This is a genomic window from Gilvibacter sp. CC01, assembly GCF_055755295.1.
In genome coordinates, this window is record NZ_CM146909.1 from 2,260,961 (window position 1) to 2,280,256 (window position 19,296).

The following is a 19,296-nucleotide window of genomic DNA, read 5'->3' on the forward strand; positions in this document are numbered from 1 at the left end:
TTAAGTTTTATAACTTATACTAGAAATTCGTTCTCCTTGAAAAAATTGTTGCTTATCTGCTCATTTCTAGCCTCTGGGATACACTTGGGCCAAGGAAATTTTGAGTTGCCCGAAGGGGTTGTCAGTAACAAGATCGAATTTCAGTTCTTGAGCAATTTGGTAATAGTTCCCGTAGAGTTAAACGGAGTCACTTTGGACTTTTTACTAGATACAGGTGTCAATGCTACCATTCTTTTCAGCATAGAGAATAAGGATTCTATTCAACTCAACAATACCCAACCTGTAAAATTGCGAGGCTTGGGCACCGGCAGCTCCATAGAGGCCATAAAATCTTCCAACAATACCTTTAGAATTGGAGATGCTGTAAACAGAAATCAGAGCATCTATATCGTTTTTGATGAAGATCTGAATTTCTCACCGCGACTTGGGGAGGCTGTTCACGGGATCATCGGCTATGATTTTTTTAAGAATTTTGTCGTTGAGACCAACTATGTCCGGGAGCAACTCACTTTTTATGAGCCCGAGTTTTATCAGGCTTCGCAGTGTAAAAAATGCTTTAGGTCGCCGCTGCGTTTTTACAACAATAAGCCTTATGTGGAATTGGAAGCCACTGTGGGTAAAGTTACCGACACCGTTACTGTGCTGTTAGATTCAGGCTCTGGAGATGCACTGTGGTTACTAAAAGATAAAGAACCTTGGCTCAAAGTACCTAAGAAACATTTTAGAGACTTTCTCGGTCTTGGCCTAAACGGCAATATTTTTGGAGATCGCTCGCGGATTCCAGGTGTAAAATTAGGCGATTATTTCCTTCGGGATGTAAACACGGCATTTCCCGATAAAAACGCATTTGGGAATATCAACCTGTTTAAAGCCAGAGACGGTTCTATGGGAGGTGAACTGCTCAAACGTTTTACAACCATTATCAACTATCCGGGTCGGGAGTTGATCTTAAAGAAGAACCGTTATTTCAATCAGCCTTTCTATTACAACATGAGCGGATTGACCTTACAGCATAACGGATATGAGTATGTAAAGGAGAAACTTGCCGGTACCAATAAGTCCAAATACGGTAATGATCCGAACAATGTGAAGAACGAGGTGATCATGTACGAGACGCAATAACTCTACGCGATTAAACTCGTACATAAAATTGAGGTAGCTGAGGTGCGCAAAGGTTCGCCTGCCTATGAGGCGGGAATGCGCTCCGGAGACATACTGACCCATTTGAACGGGGAACCGATTCACCGATTTAGTTTGCAAGAGCTCAACGCCCTATTTCATTCAAAAGAAGGTAAGCTGCTGCGATTTCAAGTGAATCGCAACGGCTATAATCTGCGTATTGCCTTTAAACTAAAACGAGTGCTATAAAAAAACCCCGCCATAGGCAGGGTTTTGAATATAAGAGCATTGCTTCTTAACGTGTCTTTTCCAGTACGCTTTTCTTGCTGTCTGGATCTAGGATGGTACCTTTGATCTTGATCGCCTTAACAGGCTCGTCAGCGTTTGAGTAAACCGTTATGGTCTTACGAATAGGACCAACGCGCTTGGTATCGTATTTTACTTTGATAGTTCCGGTTGCTCCAGGAGCGATAGGTGCGTCTGGTTTTTCAGGAACAGTACATCCGCAGCTAGATTTAACATCAGAGATGATCAGTGGGATGTTCCCAGTATTGGTGAATTCGAATACGCGAACGCCATCAGCGCCTTTGTTGATTTCACCGTAATCAATGGTTTCTTGTGTGAATTCAATTTTAGCAACCTTATCTTGGGCTTGCACAGCATAGCTCATTAAAGTTACTACAGCTAAAAGAATAATCTTTTTCATGTCTTTTAATTTAGATGACCAAAGTAGGCTTTTTGGGTTAGTTTTTCTGCTAAAAGCGCGCTAAGTCTGTGTTAAAATCACATTTTTTCGACCAAATGCACACCTCTAGTCTGTTTCATTTCATTTCCTATTGCTAAAGTAGCCATTATTTTCAGTTGTCCAAAAAACGTCCAAGCGCTTTTAAATCTTTTAGTATATAACTACTTTTGCTCCCTTATACAGTTCAAAAATCAGACCAAAATGGCATTAGCAGCAAAATACAGCGCTAAGGAGGTAGAGCAGAAGTGGTATAACTACTGGATGGAGCAGGGTTATTTTCATTCCGAAGTCAATGAAAAAGAGCCTTATACTATCGTAATTCCACCACCGAACGTGACTGGTGTCCTACACATGGGGCATATGCTCAATAACACCATTCAGGACGTGCTTATTCGCAAGGCGCGTTTAGAAGGTTATAATGCCTGCTGGGTTCCTGGAACCGACCATGCTTCTATTGCTACGGAGGCCAAGGTAGTTGCCAAACTCAAATCCGAAGGGATAGAAAAAAGCAGCTTAACGCGCGACGAATTCCTAAAGCACGCTTGGGATTGGACCCACAAGCATGGCGGTATCATTTTGGAACAATTGAAGCGATTAGGAGCCTCCTGCGATTGGGAGCGCACCAAGTTCACCATGGATGATGATATGTCAGAATCGGTGATCCATGTTTTTGTCGACCTGTATAACAAAGGGCTGATTTATCGCGGTTACCGCATGGTAAACTGGGATCCGCAGGCCAAGACCACCCTATCTGACGAAGAGGTGATCTATCAAGAAAAACAAGGGAAACTATACTATGTTTCATATAAGGTTGCAGGCTCAGAGGACACTTTGACCATTGCAACTACGCGTCCGGAGACCATTTTAGGAGATACGGCGATCTGTATCAATCCGAATGATGAACGTTTTACCCATTTGAAAGGTAAAAAAGCAATAGTGCCTATTTGCAACCGTGAAATCCCAATTATTGAGGATGAATACGTAGATATGGAGTTCGGTACGGGTTGTTTAAAGGTAACACCTGCCCACGATGAGAACGACAAAGTTCTAGGTGACAAGCACGGTTTGGAGCTCATTGATATTTTTAATGACGATGCTACTTTAAATTCCTTCGGATTGCATTACCAGGGGCAGGATCGATTTGCCGTTCGCAAAGCCATCACTAAAGAATTAGAAGAACTTGGCCATTTGGTAAAAACAGAAGACTACACCAATGAAGTTGGAACTTCTGAGCGTACCGGAGCCGTGATAGAACCTAAACTGAGCGATCAATGGTTCTTAAAAATGAAGGACTTAGCAGCTCCTGCTTTAGAAGCAGTGCTTAAAGAAGATGTGGCCTTGGTTCCTGGCAAGTTCATCAATACCTACAAACACTGGATGGAGAATGTTCGCGATTGGAACATTTCGCGTCAGTTGTGGTGGGGGCACCAAATTCCCGCTTACTATTACGGAGCTGGAAAACAGGACTTCGTAGTAGCAAAGACTCAGGAAGAGGCTTTGAAATTGGCGCAAGAGCAAAGCGGCAATGCTGCTTTGACCGCTGCAGATCTGCGTCAGGATGAAGATGCACTAGACACTTGGTTTTCTAGTTGGCTGTGGCCGATCTCTGTTTTCAATGGAATCTTGGAGCCCGAAAATAAAGAAATTGAATATTACTATCCGACCAATGATCTGGTAACTGCGCCAGAGATCCTATTCTTTTGGGTTGCTCGTATGATCATTGCCGGTTATGAATACCGCGATGCTAAGCCATTTAGTAATGTTTACCTAACGGGGATTGTACGCGACAAGCAGCGCAGAAAGATGAGTAAGTCGCTGGGGAATTCTCCGGATCCGATAGAACTCATTGAGAAATACGGAGCCGATGGCGTTCGCGTGGGAATGCTTTTAAGTTCTCCTGCGGGGAACGATCTGATGTTCGATGTGGAGCTTTGCGAGCAAGGAAGCAAATTCGTGAACAAGATCTGGAATGCTTACAGGCTTATCGAAGGTTGGGATGTATCCGAAGATAAAAAACAGACCGAGTCAGAGGCATTGGCCTTAAAATGGTACCGCAACCGCTTTCAGCAAGTGTTGCGCAAAGTAGAGAGTGAGTTTAAACAATACCGCATCTCTACAGCACTAATGGAAACCTACCGTTTGGTATGGGACGATTTCTGTTCTACTATGTTGGAGGCTATCAAACCACCATACGGAGAAGCTGCTTCGGCCCAGACCTATCGCGAAGCAATTACGATCTTTGAAGACAATCTGCGCATTTTGCATCCGTTCACTCCGTTTTTGACCGAGGAACTTTGGCAAGATATTGCCGAGCGTTCTCCAGACGAAGCGCTAATAGTTTCCAGCTGGCCAAAACACGAAGAATTTGATGTGGACTTCATAGCCAATTTTGATTTTGCTATGGAGGTAGTATCTGGTATACGAACCATTAGAAAGAACAATCAGATCGCCTTTAAAGAAACTGTAGATCTGGTCATTGCAGATAATGAGCAGCAAGGGCGTGTTATGGAACCCATTATTCAAAAGCTGGGTAACGTTGCCAATATTTCTCACGGCGAAGCTGTAGACGGCGCTTTGACCTTTAGAGTTAAGGCCAATGAGTACTTTGTTCCTATCAGTGGAGCTGTAGATGTAGAAGCACAGATCGCTAAGCTCACAGAAGAACTCGGCTATACCGAAGGCTTTTTAAAGAGTGTTCAGAAGAAGCTGAGCAACGAGCGCTTTGTGAACAATGCTCCGGAGCAAGTTGTTGCTGTTGAGCGCAAGAAAGAGGCGGACGCTTTGGCCAAGATAGAGACGCTAAAAGCGAGTTTAGCAGCCCTGCAATAATTTATTTTCTATAGAGTAAATAGTGATTTACGGCCTCGATGTATTTCATTTTGGCCTCGTCTGCTGTCATGTTCTTTATCTGAAACAAGGCGTTGGTCTTAAAGGCAGTGATAAGGGGTTTGGAGCCGCTGGGTAATTCTTTGTTCTTTGTGGCAACCTTGTAATAGGCGTATAGACGAAGCAGCAGATCGGCAGGGAAAGGCTGTTCGTGGTCGTTGATGGTCGCCACGGCCTGCTCAAATGCCTTATCTAATTCTTCTGAGTTCATGCGCGTGCAAGCACCGTGATTCCACCTTTTACTTTCTGATTGAGACTGACCTCAATTTTGGCGTCTAAGGGAAGAAATACATCTACCCGGGATCCGAATTTAATGAATCCGCTGTCTGCAGTTTGATCGGCACTTTCGCCTTCTTTGGCGTAGTTGACTATGCGCTTGGCTAGTGCGCCAGCGATCTGTCGGTAAAGAACATCCCCGAACTTTTCGCTTTTTACCACAACTGTAGTGCGCTCGTTCTCTTCGGATGCTTTAGGGTGCCAGGCAACTAAGTATTTACCTGGATGATATTTGCTGTAAACCACCTCGCCGCCAACAGGATAGCGTGTTACATGCACGTTTAGTGGCGACATAAACACAGAAACTTGTCTGCGCTTGCCTTGGAAATATTCGGGTTCTTCAACTTCTTCTATAACCACCACTTTGCCATCTACCGGAGAGAAAACAGCTGTCGGATTTGCTGTAAAATTGCGTTTCGGATTTCTGAAGAATTGTAAAATCAGAATCAGCAAAACCAAAAATCCACCCATAAGTGCATAACGCAACCAAGGTGTGGTCACAAATTGATCCACAGTTAAGACCGAGGCAATGCAGAGTACTAGAGTAGCTAGAATTATGGTATTTCCTTCCTTATGAAACATAACAGTTCAAAATTAAGAATATATACACAAATGGCGCAGCGTAAATAAGACTATCCATGCGGTCGTAGATACCGCCGTGTCCGGGCATGATCACGCCACTGTCTTTTACCCCAGCTTGGCGTTTCATTTTAGATTGTACCAAATCTCCTAAAGTGCCAAAAATCACAACTATAATAGCTAAGATCATCCAGTTAGTGAGCCCGTACACGCCGTAAAATATATGTGCAGCGTAACCTACCGCAAGACCACCTACAGCTCCGCCTAAAAATCCTTCTACGGTCTTTTTTGGAGAGACGCGCTCCATAAGTTTGGTTTTACCTATGGTGCGACCAACCAAATAAGCAAAGGTGTCGTTTGCCCAAAGCATACACAATACGGCTATAACAACTTTATAGTTAAAAACATCGTTGTCTAAGGGTAAGAGCGATAGCGATGCGATCCCCAAGCAGAGATACCCCACAAAGACGAACTTGCGTTGCCAATCGTTGAGCCTTGCCTCGGCCTTAAACAACCAGGGCAATAAGGCTAGATTGGCTAAAATATTGGCCGATACAATTAGCGTAGGGTCTATTACACTCGGAACGACCCAATGCAACAAACCGGCCAGCAACCCCAAGACAGGAATTCCTATCCAGACAGCAAATTTGCTCAATCTACAGAATTCTAGGCTTACAAGAACTCCAAAGACAAAAACGACAATTAAAAAGGCGATTTTGGACCAAAAGAGAGACCCCAAAAGCAGGGAAATGTAAAGCGCTCCTGAAACTGCGCGTATCAAAAGGTCCTTCATACTATAAGTCTTCCAGAAGCAACAAATATAGGTTTTTTGTGGTACTTCCGTAGCTCATGAAATCCTTTTCCTTTTGGGTTTCAAAATCCTGAATGGTGGTAATATTGGACGGGATTTTATTTTTGTTGCGATCTTTGATCTGTCTAAGGCCTTCACCTATATTATCGACCAATTGACTGGTGGTAGAAAAGATGATGAAATTGGTTGGGAGTTCCCCTAATTTCTTCTCTCTAATCTGGTTGGAAGAGATAAGTACGGAACCGTTATTTGCGATAAGTGATTCGCAGCGCGACAAGAAAAACTTGCTGCCGGAGTTGGTTCCGAATTTAAGGTTAAAGCCGTCAAACCGTTCTATTAGTTGCTGATCTATACAGAAGGCTTCCGCTTCATACCAATCGTTCTCCATAAGAATATTATCGAAGGTCTGCATCAGTTCCTCTAAATTTTCACAATACAAGAATTTACCGCCGTTTCTGCGGAAGTTATACGTGAATTTTTCGTCTATAGGAAGCTGTTTCTCCGGATAGTATTTACTATGCTGTTTGTCCAATGATGTATCCTCGGTAGTTTTGGACTTACCGGATTTAGGATTCAACAGTCTTTTGAACAGACTCATAGGTGCGTCTTGATGGGGATTTGAAACGTTTAACCTCAAAGATAAAAAAAAGTTGGAGCCTAAGACCCCAACTTTAAGAATATCTAAATGTTATTTGTGGAACTACCCTTTAGATTCTACGGGAATCGTCTCTGGCTTTGGCCACTGACGCTCTCCAAATATGAGTTCCAAATTGTCTTTAAAGATCACTTCTTTTTCCAAGAGTACATTGGCCAATTCGGTGAGCTTGTCCTTGTGCTTTTTAAGCAGGTCCACAGCGCGTTTGTATTGGGTCTCAATGATGTTAGAGATCTCCTTGTCGATCATCTCTGCTGTCTTTTCAGAATACGGTTTAGAGAAGTTGTAATCGGTTTGCCCTGAACTGTCGTAATAGGTCAGGTTTCCGATCTTGTCGTTCAAACCGTAAATGGTTACCATAGCACGTGCTTGTTTGGTCACTTTTTCCAAGTCACTTAGCGCACCAGTAGATACTTTTCCAAAGATCACTTCTTCTGCCGCACGACCACCCATAGCAGCACACATCTCGTCCAACATTTGTTCCGGACGGACAATTAGGCGTTCCTCTGGCAGATACCAAGCAGCTCCTAAAGATTGTCCTCTAGGAACAATCGTTACCTTAACTAGGGGAGCGGCGTGTTCTAACATCCAACTTACGGTGGCGTGACCGGCTTCGTGAAATGCGATTGCCTTTTTCTCTTCTGGAGTGATGATCTTATTTTTCTTTTCGAGCCCACCAACAATGCGGTCTACAGCATCTAAGAAGTCTTGTTTGCCAACTGCTTTTTTACCTTTACGGGCAGCGATTAGAGCAGCTTCGTTACAAACGTTAGCAATATCAGCTCCAGAGAAACCAGGCGTTTGCTTGGCTAAGAAATCGGTATCTAACTCTTCTAGTTTTTTAATAGGTCTTAGGTGTACCTCGAAGATCTCCTTACGCTCGCGTACATCAGGAAGATCCACATAGATCTGGCGGTCAAAACGACCCGCACGCATCAAGGCCTTGTCCAGTACATCAGCTCGGTTAGTCGCTGCAAGTACAATAACATTGGTGTTGGTTCCAAAACCGTCCATTTCTGTTAACAGCTGGTTTAGGGTATTTTCACGCTCGTCATTGGATCCGGAGAAATTACTCTTACCACGGGCACGACCAATGGCGTCGATCTCATCGATAAAGATGATAGAAGGTGATTTTTCTTTGGCCTGCTTGAACAAGTCTCGCACACGAGAAGCACCAACTCCTACGAACATCTCCACAAAGTCCGAACCAGACAAGGAGAAGAAAGGTACTTTAGCCTCTCCGGCCACTGCTTTTGCCAAAAGGGTCTTACCAGTTCCTGGAGGTCCTACCAAAAGTGCTCCTTTTGGAATTTTACCACCTAAGGAGGTGTATTTTTCAGGATGTTTTAAAAAGTCAACAATTTCTTGGATCTCTTCTTTAGCACCTTCTAAGCCGGCTACATCTTTAAAAGAAGTTTTTACTTCTGTGTTCTGATCAAAGAGTTTCGCTTTAGATTTTCCGATGTTGAAGATCTGTCCGCCAGCTCCTCCTGCTCCTCCTGCAGACATGCGTCGCATGATCAAGATCCAGATCCCAATAATAATAGCGAAAGGCAACAAGCTGATTAATATATCGCTCATTACACTCTCTTCTGTGGTCCGCTTTACTGAGGTAGGGGATTTGCCTGCTTCTTTGAGCTCGTTGTTGATCTCTACGATTCGTTCCTCAAAAAAGGTAGGGTCACCAAACTGAAATTCGTAATCCGCAGTAGTTGCAGAACTCACTCGGAAAGAATTCGTGTCGGTATTCTGGTGTTTGTCTTTGAGCTTGGCATCTGGAGTCAAATAAACTCGGGCTTTGCGCGTATTGGCCACAACGACCAATTCTTGGACATCGCCATCACGCATATAGTCTAAAAATTCCTCCTGCGTGGTTGCAGGTGGTTTAGACCAGCTGTTGCCACCCATGAACTGGATGCTCAATAATATCACTATAACGATCCCATAGATCCAGTATGGACTGAACTTGGGTTTCTTTACTTCATTATTTTTCTTTTCCTCCGCCATTTCGTGCTTTTAATAAGTAGATTCGATCTTGATGGAATGGGCATCGCCCCACAGGCCTTCGATATCGTAAAATTCTCGAATGTGTTTTTGGAAAACATGCACCACTACATGAACGTAGTCTATCAAGACCCACTCGGCATTTTCGGTTCCTTCAACATGCCAGGGCTTTTCGCGTAATTCTTTGCTAACAGATTTCTGAACGGAATTGACAATCGCATTGACCTGCGTATTAGAGGTACCGTTGCAAATAATGAAATAATCGCAGACCGTATTCTCAATTTCTCGCAAGTCCAGGATTTCTATATCCTGTCCTTTAACCTCTTCAATTCCCCGTATTATTTGAGTGATTAATTGATCTGTTCCTACTTCTTTTTTTGACATTAAATCTGTTTATTTTTGCAAAGTTATTACTTTTTTTGTTCCTTAAAGACGTCATCCATTTAAGATTAACAGAATATTTAAGTTCCTCCCTTGAAGCTAATCAAACTTAATGCCACCCTTTCTACCAATGACTATCTGAAAGCGCTTTTAAAATCTGGGCTTCCGGCGGAGCAAACCGTGGTTATGGCCAAAGATCAGACCCAGGGGAAAGGCCAACACGGAAACCGTTGGTATTCCAAAGCGGGTGAAAGCCTTACCATGAGCCTTTACCGACGTTTTGAGCAGCATCCAGAGGTCTTTGCATTTATGCCGCAAATGGTGGTGGCCCTTGCGGTAAAAAAGCAGTTGGATGCGCTGAAGATTCCCGCTGTCAGTATTAAATGGCCCAACGACATTATGTCATACAATAAAAAGCTCGGTGGCATACTTATAGAGAATATCTGGACGGCCGGAAAACCAGCTCATCGTGTTATTGGGATAGGATTGAATGTCAACAATGAACTCCCCCAGGACCTCCCGCGGGCGCACTCGCTCAAACAACTGACTGGGAAAACCTATGAGGTGGAAGAACTCGGGATGCGCATTGCCGGGCAAGTCTATCAATATTTTGATGACTTTCGCTTAGTGGACCAGCAAGATTGGTATAGGCAATACCTTGACGTACTTTACAAAAAAGACAAAGCTGCTACTTTTCGCTGCGGACCCAATCCACCTTTTACGGCCTTGGTCAAAGGAGTAACTCCAGAGGGTGAATTGGAACTACAACTAGCGGACGACTCTTTGCGGCAATTCGCAGTTAAAACAATAAAAATGGAATACTAGATCGTTTGGAGCTGATCTGTCAAAGCTTCTAAGAACGACTTGATTGGGCCTTTGATCATCATGGCCATCATGGCGTTGAATTCTCCTGCAAAGTCCAAAGTAGTTGCAGATTTGCCAGCCTCTAGCTCTTCTATATTAGCGGTAAGTGTGAAAGGCAATTTGTCACTCTTTGCACCTAGAACAACTTGATTTGGAGGGTTGATTTCCTTGAGTTCCAAGGCGATCTCTGGCATGCCTTTAAGAGCAAAAACAAAGGCGTTGTCGGCAATGAGCTCAAATTTTGCAGTATTTTCTGGCATGAGTTGCTCAAAGTTCTTCACATCGCTTAAAAAGTCACAAACTTCTTGAGCTGATTTGTCTAAGGTTACGGTCTTGCTTGTTAAATTCATAGCTTATTGCATCCAGTTGGCGGGATCTTTGCGCCACTGTTGTAAAGTTTCTAATTCGTCTTTGGTGATGTATTTGGATTTTTCGGCCTGATCCAATAAATGCTGATAGTTACTCAAAGTGTGCAGTTGTACTTGAGCCTCTTCAAAATTGCTTGTTGCCGTATCGAATCCGTAAGAAAACAAGGCGAGCATACCTTTTACCTGCGCATTCGCTTCTCGCAGCGCCTGAACGGCGTTCAAACTACTTTTTCCAGTACTGATCAGGTCTTCCACAACCACTACAGATTGATGTTCTTCTAAGATACCTTCGATTTGATTCTGACGGCCGTGCTTTTTAGGCTCTGGACGCACATAAATAAAAGGTAGATTCATATAGTCAGCAACCAACATTCCTATGCCAATTGCTCCAGTTGCAACCCCTGCAATAACATCAGGTTTGCCGTAGAGCTCTTCGATCTGCCCGGCTAAGTGTTCTCTTAAAAAATTGCGAATGTGCGGATAAGACAAGGTGATTCGATTGTCACAGTAGATGGGTGACTTCCAACCAGAAGCCCATGTAAAAGGGTTTTGTGGTTGCAATTTTATTGCATTAATTTGCAACAAAAGTTCAGCGGTTTTTTGAGCCGTTTCCTTTTTCAATATCATTTTGCAAATGTATTATAAAGTTTTTATAAATGAGATTCCGGTGATACTTTCCACGGAGAAATTCATTGGTAAAAAGTACGTCTCTATCCCTATTGAACTTGTGCGTTTTAAAAAATTGATCAAAATGATCGAAAAGGGAGAACTCACGCATGTTAACCTCTACCATGCAGAGGTTGACAAACTCGAGTACTACTTGTGTAAAAAGCTCAAAGTAGTTGAAGCCGGAGGTGGTTTGGTCTACAACGAGAATAAGGAAATTCTCTTTATTTATCGCAATAAGAAATGGGACCTGCCCAAAGGCGGATTGGAGAAAGATGAAACTCCAGAAGACGCTGCAGTTCGAGAAGTACAAGAAGAGACAGGGGCCAAAAAGCTTGAGGTGAAGAGATTCATTCAAAAGACATATCACGTCTTTAAGCGCAATGGGGAGCGCAGGCTCAAGATAACTTATTGGTACGAAATGTACACCTCGTACAACGGCAATCTAAAACCACAAACCAAAGAAGGTATCGAAAAAGCGAAATGGAAGAATTTTGCCCAAACCCAAAAGGCACTTCAAGGCAGCTATGAGAATATCAAGCTGCTATTTCCTAAGGAGTATTTAACCACCCACCCTGTAGATCGGATAGCGTAAATGCGCAGCCTCATAATAGGGTGATTGTTTGTGTATCCAATCCAACTGTGCATACCAATTCTGAGCAAAGTTCGAATCGGCCGACTTTTTGGCTTCGAATTCCGCTTTGATATCGGGGTTCTCATTTAAGAATTCCAAGGCAAGATCTTCCCAGACATAGGGCGAAAAACCTTCTTTTTGTTGCAAGATCGTATCGAAGAAATTCCAATTGAAAAAGGAGTCTACTGCCGTGGGTTCTAAAGTTTCCAGCAAGTAGCGAACAGCTTCTTGTTGCGTAGCGACTTTATAGCTACCTTTAGCTATGAGAACATCAGTTTCTATGGCTTCCACTTGGGTATTGTAATGCGGATAATGCCCTTCATACGGACGATTGTAGGTCTTGTAGTCCGCTATGCGGTAGCTGGTAACGTTTAATACAGTATCCTTATCGAATTGATCCATAATAACACCATTGGCTCTCAAACGATTAACAATAGGCCACCATCCTTTAGGGATTATATAATATTCTGGGATCTTTATAGAATCGGTCGCTTTGAAATAGTTGTAGTAAGTGACTGGTTTTTCAAAAGCTTGATCCCGATCGTACTTAAGACGATTGGCTCCGGTTATTGCACTTGGAAGGTAAGTGCCCTCATAACCTTTAAAATTAAAGGTAGAGGTCTTACTACTGTCTACGGTCCACCCAATTGGATAATCGGAACCTACGGTATAATTCTTCCAAGCATTGCGTTTGACCTGTTTGATCTGCTGTGAATTAGATTCGGCAAATTCCAATACCGATTGCATAAGCGCATAAGTACCCATAACCCGATCTTTATAAGGCTTTAGCATATGGGTCTCTACCATTAGACCAAGAGTGTTGAACAGGCTGGTATAACCTGTAGAATATCTGGGGCCGTCCAGAAATTGTGAAAAGCCCGATTCTGGTGTGCGGTTAAACACATTTACGTAGGGCGTAATATCCCAGCCTTTTGCTTGCAAGGAATCCTCTAGTGCGGGCATCATTTTTTCGTGCAAAAATGCACCAGCTTGGCCGCCCAGTTTGTTGTGTTGGGTAAAAAGATGCGTGAGTGTATACTGGTAATCGGCGCCATTGCTCACGTGGTTGTCTATAAACACATCCGGATCCAACAACTGAAACAACTTGTGAAAGGCCGTAGCGTTGCGGGTGTCGCTTTTAATAAAATCACGATTCAGGTCAAAATTTCTAGAATTACCTCTGAATCCGTATTCTTCCGGACCGTTTTGATTTGTTCGGCTGTGGGAGTTGCGATTAAGTGCACCTCCAATATTGTATACAGGAATTACCGCGACTATAAGGTTTTGAGGCACTTGGATCTTTCCTTGCGCCAAGTCTCTCATAAGCATCATACTGGCATCTATACCGTCACTTTCTCCAGGGTGGATCCCATTGTTGATCAAGACCACGGTTTGTTTGCCGTCCAAGCCTAGCTCTGAATCAAAGCTTCGATTTGGGTTGAAAGTCACTAAATGCAATGGATTACCGCTGTCTGTCCTGTCCATTTCGTATAGGGCTACAGCGGTGTAAGCCTTACTCAAGTCCTTGTAGTAAGAAATAACCGCCGAGTAATCAGGGGTTTGCAGTCCATCCGACTGCTCAAAAAGGGTTGTAAAATCGAATTCGGATTTTACATCAGATTTACACGATAATAACAGTAAAGTAAAGGAGTAGGCGAGGACTCTACACATAGTGCTAAGAAATTTCATGGCTTAAAATTATAAAAGAATAGGATTTTCACTTTGTTCTTTCAACTTTAATGTGCTACATTTACCATACAAAACTAATCTTAAAACAAATTGACATGAAGAAAATTATTCTTTTATTGGCCTGTCTAATGGTAGCAGGCGTGTCGGTTGCACAAACAAACGTAGATATGGCTAACGCTATCCAAATCGGTGCGCTTCCATACACTGATGTTGATGCCAACATACCAAATGGTACTCAAGAAGAAGGTCAAGCAGGATGTAACTTCAACGTTCCTTCGCTTGATTACAAATTTGAAGTAGTAACTGGAGGTACGGTAACTGCAACACTTTCTAACCCTGTTGGTCTTTCTGATCCAGTATTCTATTTCGCGACTACTCTTGACGAGACTGATCCAACTGGTCTAACGGTAACTGATAACCTAGGTGGTATTGGAGCTGGATGCTTTGATAACGATGCTGGTCTTGACGGTACAAGAACTGCTATTTTCAACGACGGAGATATCGTGTTCATGCTAGTAGCTAACGAGGCTATCTCTAACATCGATGTTTCAGGAGATGCTGTACTTGCCACACTATCTACTGCAGACAACAACCTAGAAGGTGTATCTGTTTATCCTAACCCTGTAAAAGACGTGCTTAACGTTACTGTTCCTGTAGGAGCTGAAGTAACTAGCGCTAAGCTTTTCGACGTATTGGGTAGAGACACTGGAGTTGTAATGGTAAATGGAGCCATCAACACTTCTGGTCTTTCTAACGGGATCTATATGTTTACTTTAGAAACTACTGAAGGAAACTACACAACTAAGATCGTTAAGCAATAAGACCTAGTCTATTGCAAAAAAAAACCCTGCCAAACGGCAGGGTTTTTTTATGTCTTTATTTTCTAACGGTGTAAGGTACTAGGTGTTGGTAATTTCCATTGTATTTCATGATCTCTCTCACTATGGAAGAAGAGATGTGGGTTACCTCCGGAGAAGCCATTAAGAAAACGGTTTCTACATCGCCGGCCATAACGCGGTTGGTCTGAGCTATGGGTTGCTCGTAATTGAAGTCCTTAGTGCTTCTCAAACCTCTTAAGATGAATTGTGCCTCAACACTTTTACAGAAGTCTACGGTAAGGGTATTGTACGTGGCAATGCTGATTCGACTTTCTTCTGCAAAGGTCTCTTCTAAAAAGCGTTTGCGCTCTTCTAAGCCAAAGGTGTACTGCTTCGCTGAATTAACTCCAATAGCCAATACGATCTCGTCAAAGAGTTGCAAACCGCGTTCTATGATGTCGCAATGTCCTAAAGTGATCGGATCAAAAGAGCCTGGAAATACTGCCTTTTTCTTCATGTTTACTAAGATACTATTTCTGCGGCAATACGTTGTGTACCAATTGTGCAAAGAGCTCTGCTAGCGGTATGCCTGCCGCCTCCGATTGCTTAGGGATGATACTGGCTTCAGACAAGCCCGGATTGGTGTTGACCTCTAAGAAATAAGGTTCGCCATCTTGAAGAATAAAATCACATCGCACCAAACCACTCATTTCTAAAAGTCCGTAGATTCTAGCGGTCTCTGCCTGAGCTTTTGCCGTTTCCTCCTCGCTTATTCGCGCTGGGGTTATCTCTTGGGATTTCCCCAAATATTTCGCTTCATAATCAAAGAAGTCATTCTCACTAACTATCTCTGTGGGCAATAATACCTGAACATCTCCATCCTGGTCGTAGGCACCTACGCTAACCTCTGTTCCTACCAAGGCAGTTTCTATTAAGATCTGATGATCCTCTTCGAAAGCCTTGTCTATTGCAGGTTGTAATTCTTCCATCTGATAGACCTTAGTCACGCCGTAGCTGCTTCCGGCACGGTTCGGCTTCACAAAACAAGGAAAACCAACGGTCTTGACAATCTCTTCTAAGGCTACCGGAGTTTGTTTGTTAAGGTAATACGATTGGGCACATTTAACTCCAAATTGCTTCAGTACGGCCAAACAATCACGCTTATTAAAGCTCAGTGCGGCTTGATAGAAATTGCAGGAGGTCTGTGGAATACCCAACAATTCAAAATAGGCTTGCATATAGCCGTCTTCTCCAGGTGTACCGTGAATTACATTGAATACAGCATCTGGCACAACTCGTTCGGAATTCACCTCAAAACTAAAATTGCCCTTATCGACCCGGTGCTTTTTATTCTTCCCGTCCAAATAATACCACTGGTTGGGCTCAATATGCACGGCAAAAACCTCAAAACCTGCATCTTGCAAGTGTTTTACCACGGTGGCTCCACTTTCCATAGAAATTGATTGTTCGCTGGAAAAGCCTCCCATAATTACGGCAACTTTAATGGGCGTCATAAGATTGTGCAGATTTTAGCGTTTGTTGTTTAAGTTTCAGCTGTGGCTGAACCAAATCGTTGAGCAGTTGTAATATCTTCTCAAATATATGTATTTTCGTCTTTTAAATTAACTATTCGTTTTAATGAGTTTCGTTAGATTCTTACTGACCAAAACATTCTTAAAACAACTTGGCTTGGCCCTTTTGGTTGCCGTTGGATTTGTCTTTGTATTGCTGTTCTATCTGCGGATGAGCACCAATCACAATCAACAGATACAGGTGCCCGATCTAGCCAAAATGACCTTAGATGAGGCAAATCTTGCACTCACAGAACTGGACTTGCGTTGGGAAGTCTTAGACACTACCAATTACAATCCAGATTATCCAAAACAGTCTGTTATTGAACAACTGCCAAAGGCAGGAAGTATGGTCAAGGAGAAACGAACCATCTATCTTACTGTAAACAGATCAGATTATCGTTCGCTGCCTATACCTAATGTAGTTGGACGAACCAGACGACAGGCCGAACCTACCTTGGTTTCTATGGGCTTTAAGATCGGAAAGGTAACTTACAGACCTTATATCGCTAAAGATGAGGTTTTGCAATTACGCCATAAGGGTGAACTCATTGAACCTGGAGCAATGTTGCAGAAGACTGCAGTTATAGATCTCGTTTTGGGCGATGGCAAAGGTAACCTGCGCATGGGTCGAGAAGCTGATTCTAGCACTGATTCTGATTCCGATGGATAAAGAGGCCTTGGAACAAGAGGAAAACGACGATCTTTACGAACACCATCGATTTGTAGCGGAAAAAGGTCAGCAACCACTTCGCGTGGATAAATTCCTGATGAACTATATCGAAAAAGCGACCCGGAATAAGATCCAAAAGGCGGCTACTGCTGGTAATATATACGTTAATGATGTTCCGGTAAAATCGAATTACAAGGTAAAACCACACGATGTGGTGACTGTGATGTTCGCCCATCCGCCGTATGAATTTCTATTGGTGCCAGAAAACATTCCGCTGGACATAGTTTACGAAGACGATGCCGTATTGGTGGTCAATAAACCGGCAGGAATGGTGGTGCATCCAGGGCACGGAAATTACAGTGGAACCCTTATCAATGCCCTGACCTATCACTTTGAGAATTTACCTAATAATAGCAGCGGTAGACCTGGTTTAGTGCATCGCATTGATAAAGATACCAGTGGTTTGTTAGTGGTTGCTAAAACCGAAGAGGCCATGACTCATTTGGCTTCGCAATTCTTCAATAAGACCACAGAAAGAACCTATACCGCTTTGGTTTGGGGCAATATGGAAGAAGATCAAGGCACTGTGGAAGGTCATATCGGCAGACATCCTAAAAATAGACTTCAAAACACGGTCTTCTTAGGCGAAGAAGCCGAGCTAAAAGGAAAGCCTGCGGTAACTCATTACAAAGTTCAGGAGCGTTTGGGCTATGTTACTTTGGTTTCCTGTACTTTAGAGACTGGTCGTACCCATCAGATCCGTGTACACATGAAACACATTGGTCACACCCTTTTCAACGACGAGCGTTACGGGGGCGAAAAGATCTTAAAAGGAACCACTTTTACCAAGTACAAACAATTTGTGGAGAACTGTTTTAAAGTGCTGCCGAGGCAAGCTTTGCATGCGGCAACGCTAGGCTTTGAGCATCCGGTTAGCGGTGAATTCATGCGTTTTCAAGCAGCCTTACCAGAGGATATGGAGAAGTGTATCGCCAAATGGCGCGACTACGCCAAGCATATGCAGTAGTATTGGTTTAGTCAATAGTGGCATTTACACACTTTAGTTTAGCCTCTTGTTCTCGCTAGGAGAGTTCCGTATTTTTGTAAAGATCTAAAAAAGAAAGCCCTGTGAAAATTGTAATATCACCAGCCAAATCACTCGATCTAGAAACAGCTTTACCAACCAAGAAGCACACACAACCTGCTTTTCAGCCAGAGGCAGAGCGCCTGAACAAATTGCTAAAAAAGAAATCCGCCAAAGGACTTTCAAAACTGATGCACATCTCGGATGCTTTGGCGAGCTTGAATTATGAGCGCAATCAGGAGTGGTCCTTGCCGTTTAATACCGACAACGCTCGGCCAGCCATGTTCACTTTTGCCGGAGACGTATATCGCGGTCTGGATGCTTTTAGTATGGATGAGTCGGCCATTGACTTTGCACAGGACCACTTGCGAATCCTTTCTGGCCTCTACGGACTTTTAAAACCTTTAGATCTAATGCAAGCCTATCGTTTGGAGATGGGGACCAAAATGCCTGTGGGAGTTAAAAAGAACCTTTACGAATTCTGGAAGGACAAGATCACTAAACAGCTCAACGAAGAATTGACAGCAGATGACATTCTAGTCAACTTGGCGAGCAATGAGTACTTTAAAGCCATAGATATCAAGAAGCTCAAGGCTCAGGTGATAACCCCGGTCTTTAAAGAGTTCAAGAACGGTCAATACAAAACCATTGGAACTTTTGCCAAACCTGCTCGTGGTATGATGAGTCGTCACTTGATAGACACTCAAGGAACCACAATAGAAGATATAAAAGCTTTCAATAAAGAAGGTTACGGTTTCTCTGAGGAGCTTTCTACCGAGACAGAATTGGTGTTTACGCGATAGGTCATGTTTGTTCACAAGCACCCTTATCCACCTTACTTTCCAGAGGGTGCTACTAAAATGATAGTAGGTACTTTACCGCCACCTCGATTCAGTACAGGTGATTTAAAACCTGGTGATGTCAACTTCTGTTATGGCAGTATAGACGGGCAGCTTTGGCCTATCTTAGATAAGCTCTTTGGACTCGGGCTTAAATTTGAAACAACTGCAGCCGCTATCGAGCAACGGCAGGTATTTCTAAAAGATCGCGGTATAGCGATTTGCGATATAGTTCACGCTGCCAAACGCGAGAAAATTGACGCTTCAGATCTGGGAATGCAACAAGTGGAACTGCGACCACTTTTGGATTATCTGGAGCAATATTCAGACATAGATACTTTGCTATTTACGGGTGGAAACAGCAAGAATGGTCCGGAATATTTTTTTAGAAGACTCGTAAAACCCAGTGGCATCAAACTTGAAATTATTAGCGACGAGGTTCCAAGGATACACCAATTTAAATGGGCTGGCAGAACTATTCGTACGGTCTCCTTAACAGCGCCTTCTGGGGCAGCTAATCGTGCCGTGGGCAGTTTGGATCTGTACAAACAGCGCAAGGCTCAAAATCCTACATACAATACGCTAGATTTTAGGGTAGATCAGTACAGACCCTTTTTTTAAGCTGGCCGTAATT

At 43.2% G+C, this 19,296-nt stretch carries 22 protein-coding genes; 10 read left to right on the forward strand and 12 right to left on the reverse strand.

All coding sequences use genetic code 11. The features are described 5' to 3' along the window. Window positions 1-36: 36 nt before the first annotated feature. Window positions 37-1,122: a retropepsin-like aspartic protease gene (locus AC0J2F_RS10650; protein WP_473007629.1), complete on the forward strand. Its 1,086-nt coding sequence runs from the start codon at window positions 37-39 to the stop codon at window positions 1,120-1,122. A 27-nt stretch (window positions 1,123-1,149) separates the two neighbouring features. Next, on the forward strand, window positions 1,150-1,368 hold the full coding sequence (locus AC0J2F_RS10655) for a PDZ domain-containing protein (RefSeq protein WP_473009387.1): 219 nt from the start codon (window positions 1,150-1,152) through the stop codon (window positions 1,366-1,368). Between the two features lie 46 nt (window positions 1,369-1,414). Here AC0J2F_RS10655 and AC0J2F_RS10660 read toward each other — a convergent pair whose 3' ends face one another. Beyond that, window positions 1,415-1,825, reverse strand: a complete 411-nt coding sequence (locus AC0J2F_RS10660) for a DUF1573 domain-containing protein (protein ID WP_473007630.1) — start codon at window positions 1,823-1,825, stop codon at window positions 1,415-1,417. A 240-nt stretch (window positions 1,826-2,065) separates the two neighbouring features. Between AC0J2F_RS10660 and AC0J2F_RS10665 the strand changes: the two genes are divergently transcribed. Continuing rightward, window positions 2,066-4,693: a valine--tRNA ligase gene (locus tag AC0J2F_RS10665; RefSeq protein WP_473007631.1), complete on the forward strand. Its 2,628-nt coding sequence runs from the start codon at window positions 2,066-2,068 to the stop codon at window positions 4,691-4,693. Between the two features lies 1 nt (window position 4,694). On the opposite strand, the gene AC0J2F_RS10670 is transcribed toward AC0J2F_RS10665, so the two are convergent. The 6 genes from AC0J2F_RS10670 to rsfS form a co-directional block, all read right to left on the reverse strand. Next, a complete protein-coding gene (locus AC0J2F_RS10670) occupies window positions 4,695-4,961 on the reverse strand; it encodes an acyl-CoA-binding protein (RefSeq protein ID WP_473007632.1) in 267 nt (88 codons plus the stop codon). Beyond that, entirely contained in the window at window positions 4,958-5,608 is a 651-nt protein-coding gene (locus AC0J2F_RS10675) for a phosphatidylserine decarboxylase family protein (RefSeq protein WP_473007633.1), read from the reverse strand. The genes AC0J2F_RS10670 and AC0J2F_RS10675 overlap by 4 nt, the downstream gene beginning before the upstream one ends. After that, window positions 5,598-6,398 (reverse strand): phosphatidate cytidylyltransferase, encoded by an 801-nt coding sequence (locus AC0J2F_RS10680; protein WP_473007634.1) that lies wholly within the window; start codon window positions 6,396-6,398, stop codon window positions 5,598-5,600. The genes AC0J2F_RS10675 and AC0J2F_RS10680 overlap by 11 nt, the downstream gene beginning before the upstream one ends. 1 nt (window position 6,399) lies before the next feature. Continuing rightward, on the reverse strand, window positions 6,400-7,014 hold the full coding sequence (locus AC0J2F_RS10685) for an LUD domain-containing protein (protein ID WP_473007635.1): 615 nt from the start codon (window positions 7,012-7,014) through the stop codon (window positions 6,400-6,402). A 102-nt stretch (window positions 7,015-7,116) separates the two neighbouring features. Further along, entirely contained in the window at window positions 7,117-9,078 is a 1,962-nt protein-coding gene (gene ftsH, locus AC0J2F_RS10690) for an ATP-dependent zinc metalloprotease FtsH (RefSeq protein WP_473007636.1), read from the reverse strand. Window positions 9,079-9,087: 9 nt separating this feature from the next. After that, window positions 9,088-9,459 carry a ribosome silencing factor gene (gene rsfS, locus AC0J2F_RS10695; RefSeq protein ID WP_087523172.1) on the reverse strand — a complete coding sequence of 124 codons (372 nt, stop codon included), beginning with the start codon at window positions 9,457-9,459 and terminating at the stop codon, window positions 9,088-9,090. 90 nt (window positions 9,460-9,549) lie between these two features. Here rsfS and AC0J2F_RS10700 point away from each other — a divergent pair, with 90 nt between their 5' ends. Continuing rightward, window positions 9,550-10,281, forward strand: coding sequence for a biotin--[acetyl-CoA-carboxylase] ligase (locus AC0J2F_RS10700; RefSeq protein ID WP_473007637.1), 732 nt, complete (start codon window positions 9,550-9,552; stop codon window positions 10,279-10,281). Here the strand turns inward: AC0J2F_RS10700 and AC0J2F_RS10705 are convergent. Continuing rightward, window positions 10,278-10,670, reverse strand: a complete 393-nt coding sequence (locus tag AC0J2F_RS10705; RefSeq protein ID WP_374960324.1) for an SRPBCC family protein — start codon at window positions 10,668-10,670, stop codon at window positions 10,278-10,280. The genes AC0J2F_RS10700 and AC0J2F_RS10705 overlap by 4 nt on opposite strands. Window positions 10,671-10,673: 3 nt before the next feature. Then, the gene (pyrE, locus tag AC0J2F_RS10710) at window positions 10,674-11,315 is read right to left on the reverse strand and encodes an orotate phosphoribosyltransferase (protein ID WP_374959210.1); all 642 of its coding nucleotides are present in this window, start codon (window positions 11,313-11,315) and stop codon (window positions 10,674-10,676) included. A 7-nt stretch (window positions 11,316-11,322) separates the two neighbouring features. Here pyrE and AC0J2F_RS10715 point away from each other — a divergent pair, with 7 nt between their 5' ends. Next, window positions 11,323-11,949: an NUDIX hydrolase gene (locus AC0J2F_RS10715; protein WP_473007638.1), complete on the forward strand. Its 627-nt coding sequence runs from the start codon at window positions 11,323-11,325 to the stop codon at window positions 11,947-11,949. Here the strand turns inward: AC0J2F_RS10715 and AC0J2F_RS10720 are convergent. Then, a complete protein-coding gene (locus AC0J2F_RS10720; RefSeq protein WP_473007639.1) occupies window positions 11,917-13,659 on the reverse strand; it encodes a M14 family metallopeptidase in 1,743 nt (580 codons plus the stop codon). The genes AC0J2F_RS10715 and AC0J2F_RS10720 overlap by 33 nt on opposite strands. Before the next feature lie 113 nt (window positions 13,660-13,772). Between AC0J2F_RS10720 and AC0J2F_RS10725 the strand changes: the two genes are divergently transcribed. Beyond that, complete coding sequence (locus tag AC0J2F_RS10725; RefSeq protein ID WP_473007640.1) at window positions 13,773-14,498, forward strand: T9SS type A sorting domain-containing protein; 726 nt, start codon at window positions 13,773-13,775, stop codon at window positions 14,496-14,498. A 55-nt stretch (window positions 14,499-14,553) separates the two neighbouring features. Here AC0J2F_RS10725 and coaD read toward each other — a convergent pair whose 3' ends face one another. Both coaD and AC0J2F_RS10735 read right to left on the reverse strand, forming a co-directional pair. Continuing rightward, window positions 14,554-15,012, reverse strand: coding sequence for a pantetheine-phosphate adenylyltransferase (gene coaD / locus AC0J2F_RS10730; protein WP_374957445.1), 459 nt, complete (start codon window positions 15,010-15,012; stop codon window positions 14,554-14,556). A 13-nt stretch (window positions 15,013-15,025) separates the two neighbouring features. Continuing rightward, entirely contained in the window at window positions 15,026-16,009 is a 984-nt protein-coding gene (locus AC0J2F_RS10735; protein WP_473007641.1) for a D-alanine--D-alanine ligase, read from the reverse strand. A 124-nt stretch (window positions 16,010-16,133) separates the two neighbouring features. Between AC0J2F_RS10735 and AC0J2F_RS10740 the strand changes: the two genes are divergently transcribed. The 4 genes from AC0J2F_RS10740 (at window position 16,134) to AC0J2F_RS10755 (ending at window position 19,283) form a co-directional block, all read left to right on the forward strand. Then, window positions 16,134-16,739: a PASTA domain-containing protein gene (locus tag AC0J2F_RS10740; protein ID WP_473007642.1), complete on the forward strand. Its 606-nt coding sequence runs from the start codon at window positions 16,134-16,136 to the stop codon at window positions 16,737-16,739. Then, a complete protein-coding gene (locus tag AC0J2F_RS10745; RefSeq protein WP_473009388.1) occupies window positions 16,732-17,766 on the forward strand; it encodes an RluA family pseudouridine synthase in 1,035 nt (344 codons plus the stop codon). The genes AC0J2F_RS10740 and AC0J2F_RS10745 overlap by 8 nt, the downstream gene beginning before the upstream one ends. Before the next feature lie 101 nt (window positions 17,767-17,867). After that, window positions 17,868-18,626, forward strand: coding sequence for a peroxide stress protein YaaA (gene yaaA, locus AC0J2F_RS10750; protein WP_473007643.1), 759 nt, complete (start codon window positions 17,868-17,870; stop codon window positions 18,624-18,626). Between the two features lie 3 nt (window positions 18,627-18,629). Next, the gene (locus tag AC0J2F_RS10755; protein WP_473007644.1) at window positions 18,630-19,283 is read left to right on the forward strand and encodes a uracil-DNA glycosylase family protein; all 654 of its coding nucleotides are present in this window, start codon (window positions 18,630-18,632) and stop codon (window positions 19,281-19,283) included. The last annotated feature ends 13 nt before the right edge of the window (window positions 19,284-19,296 follow it).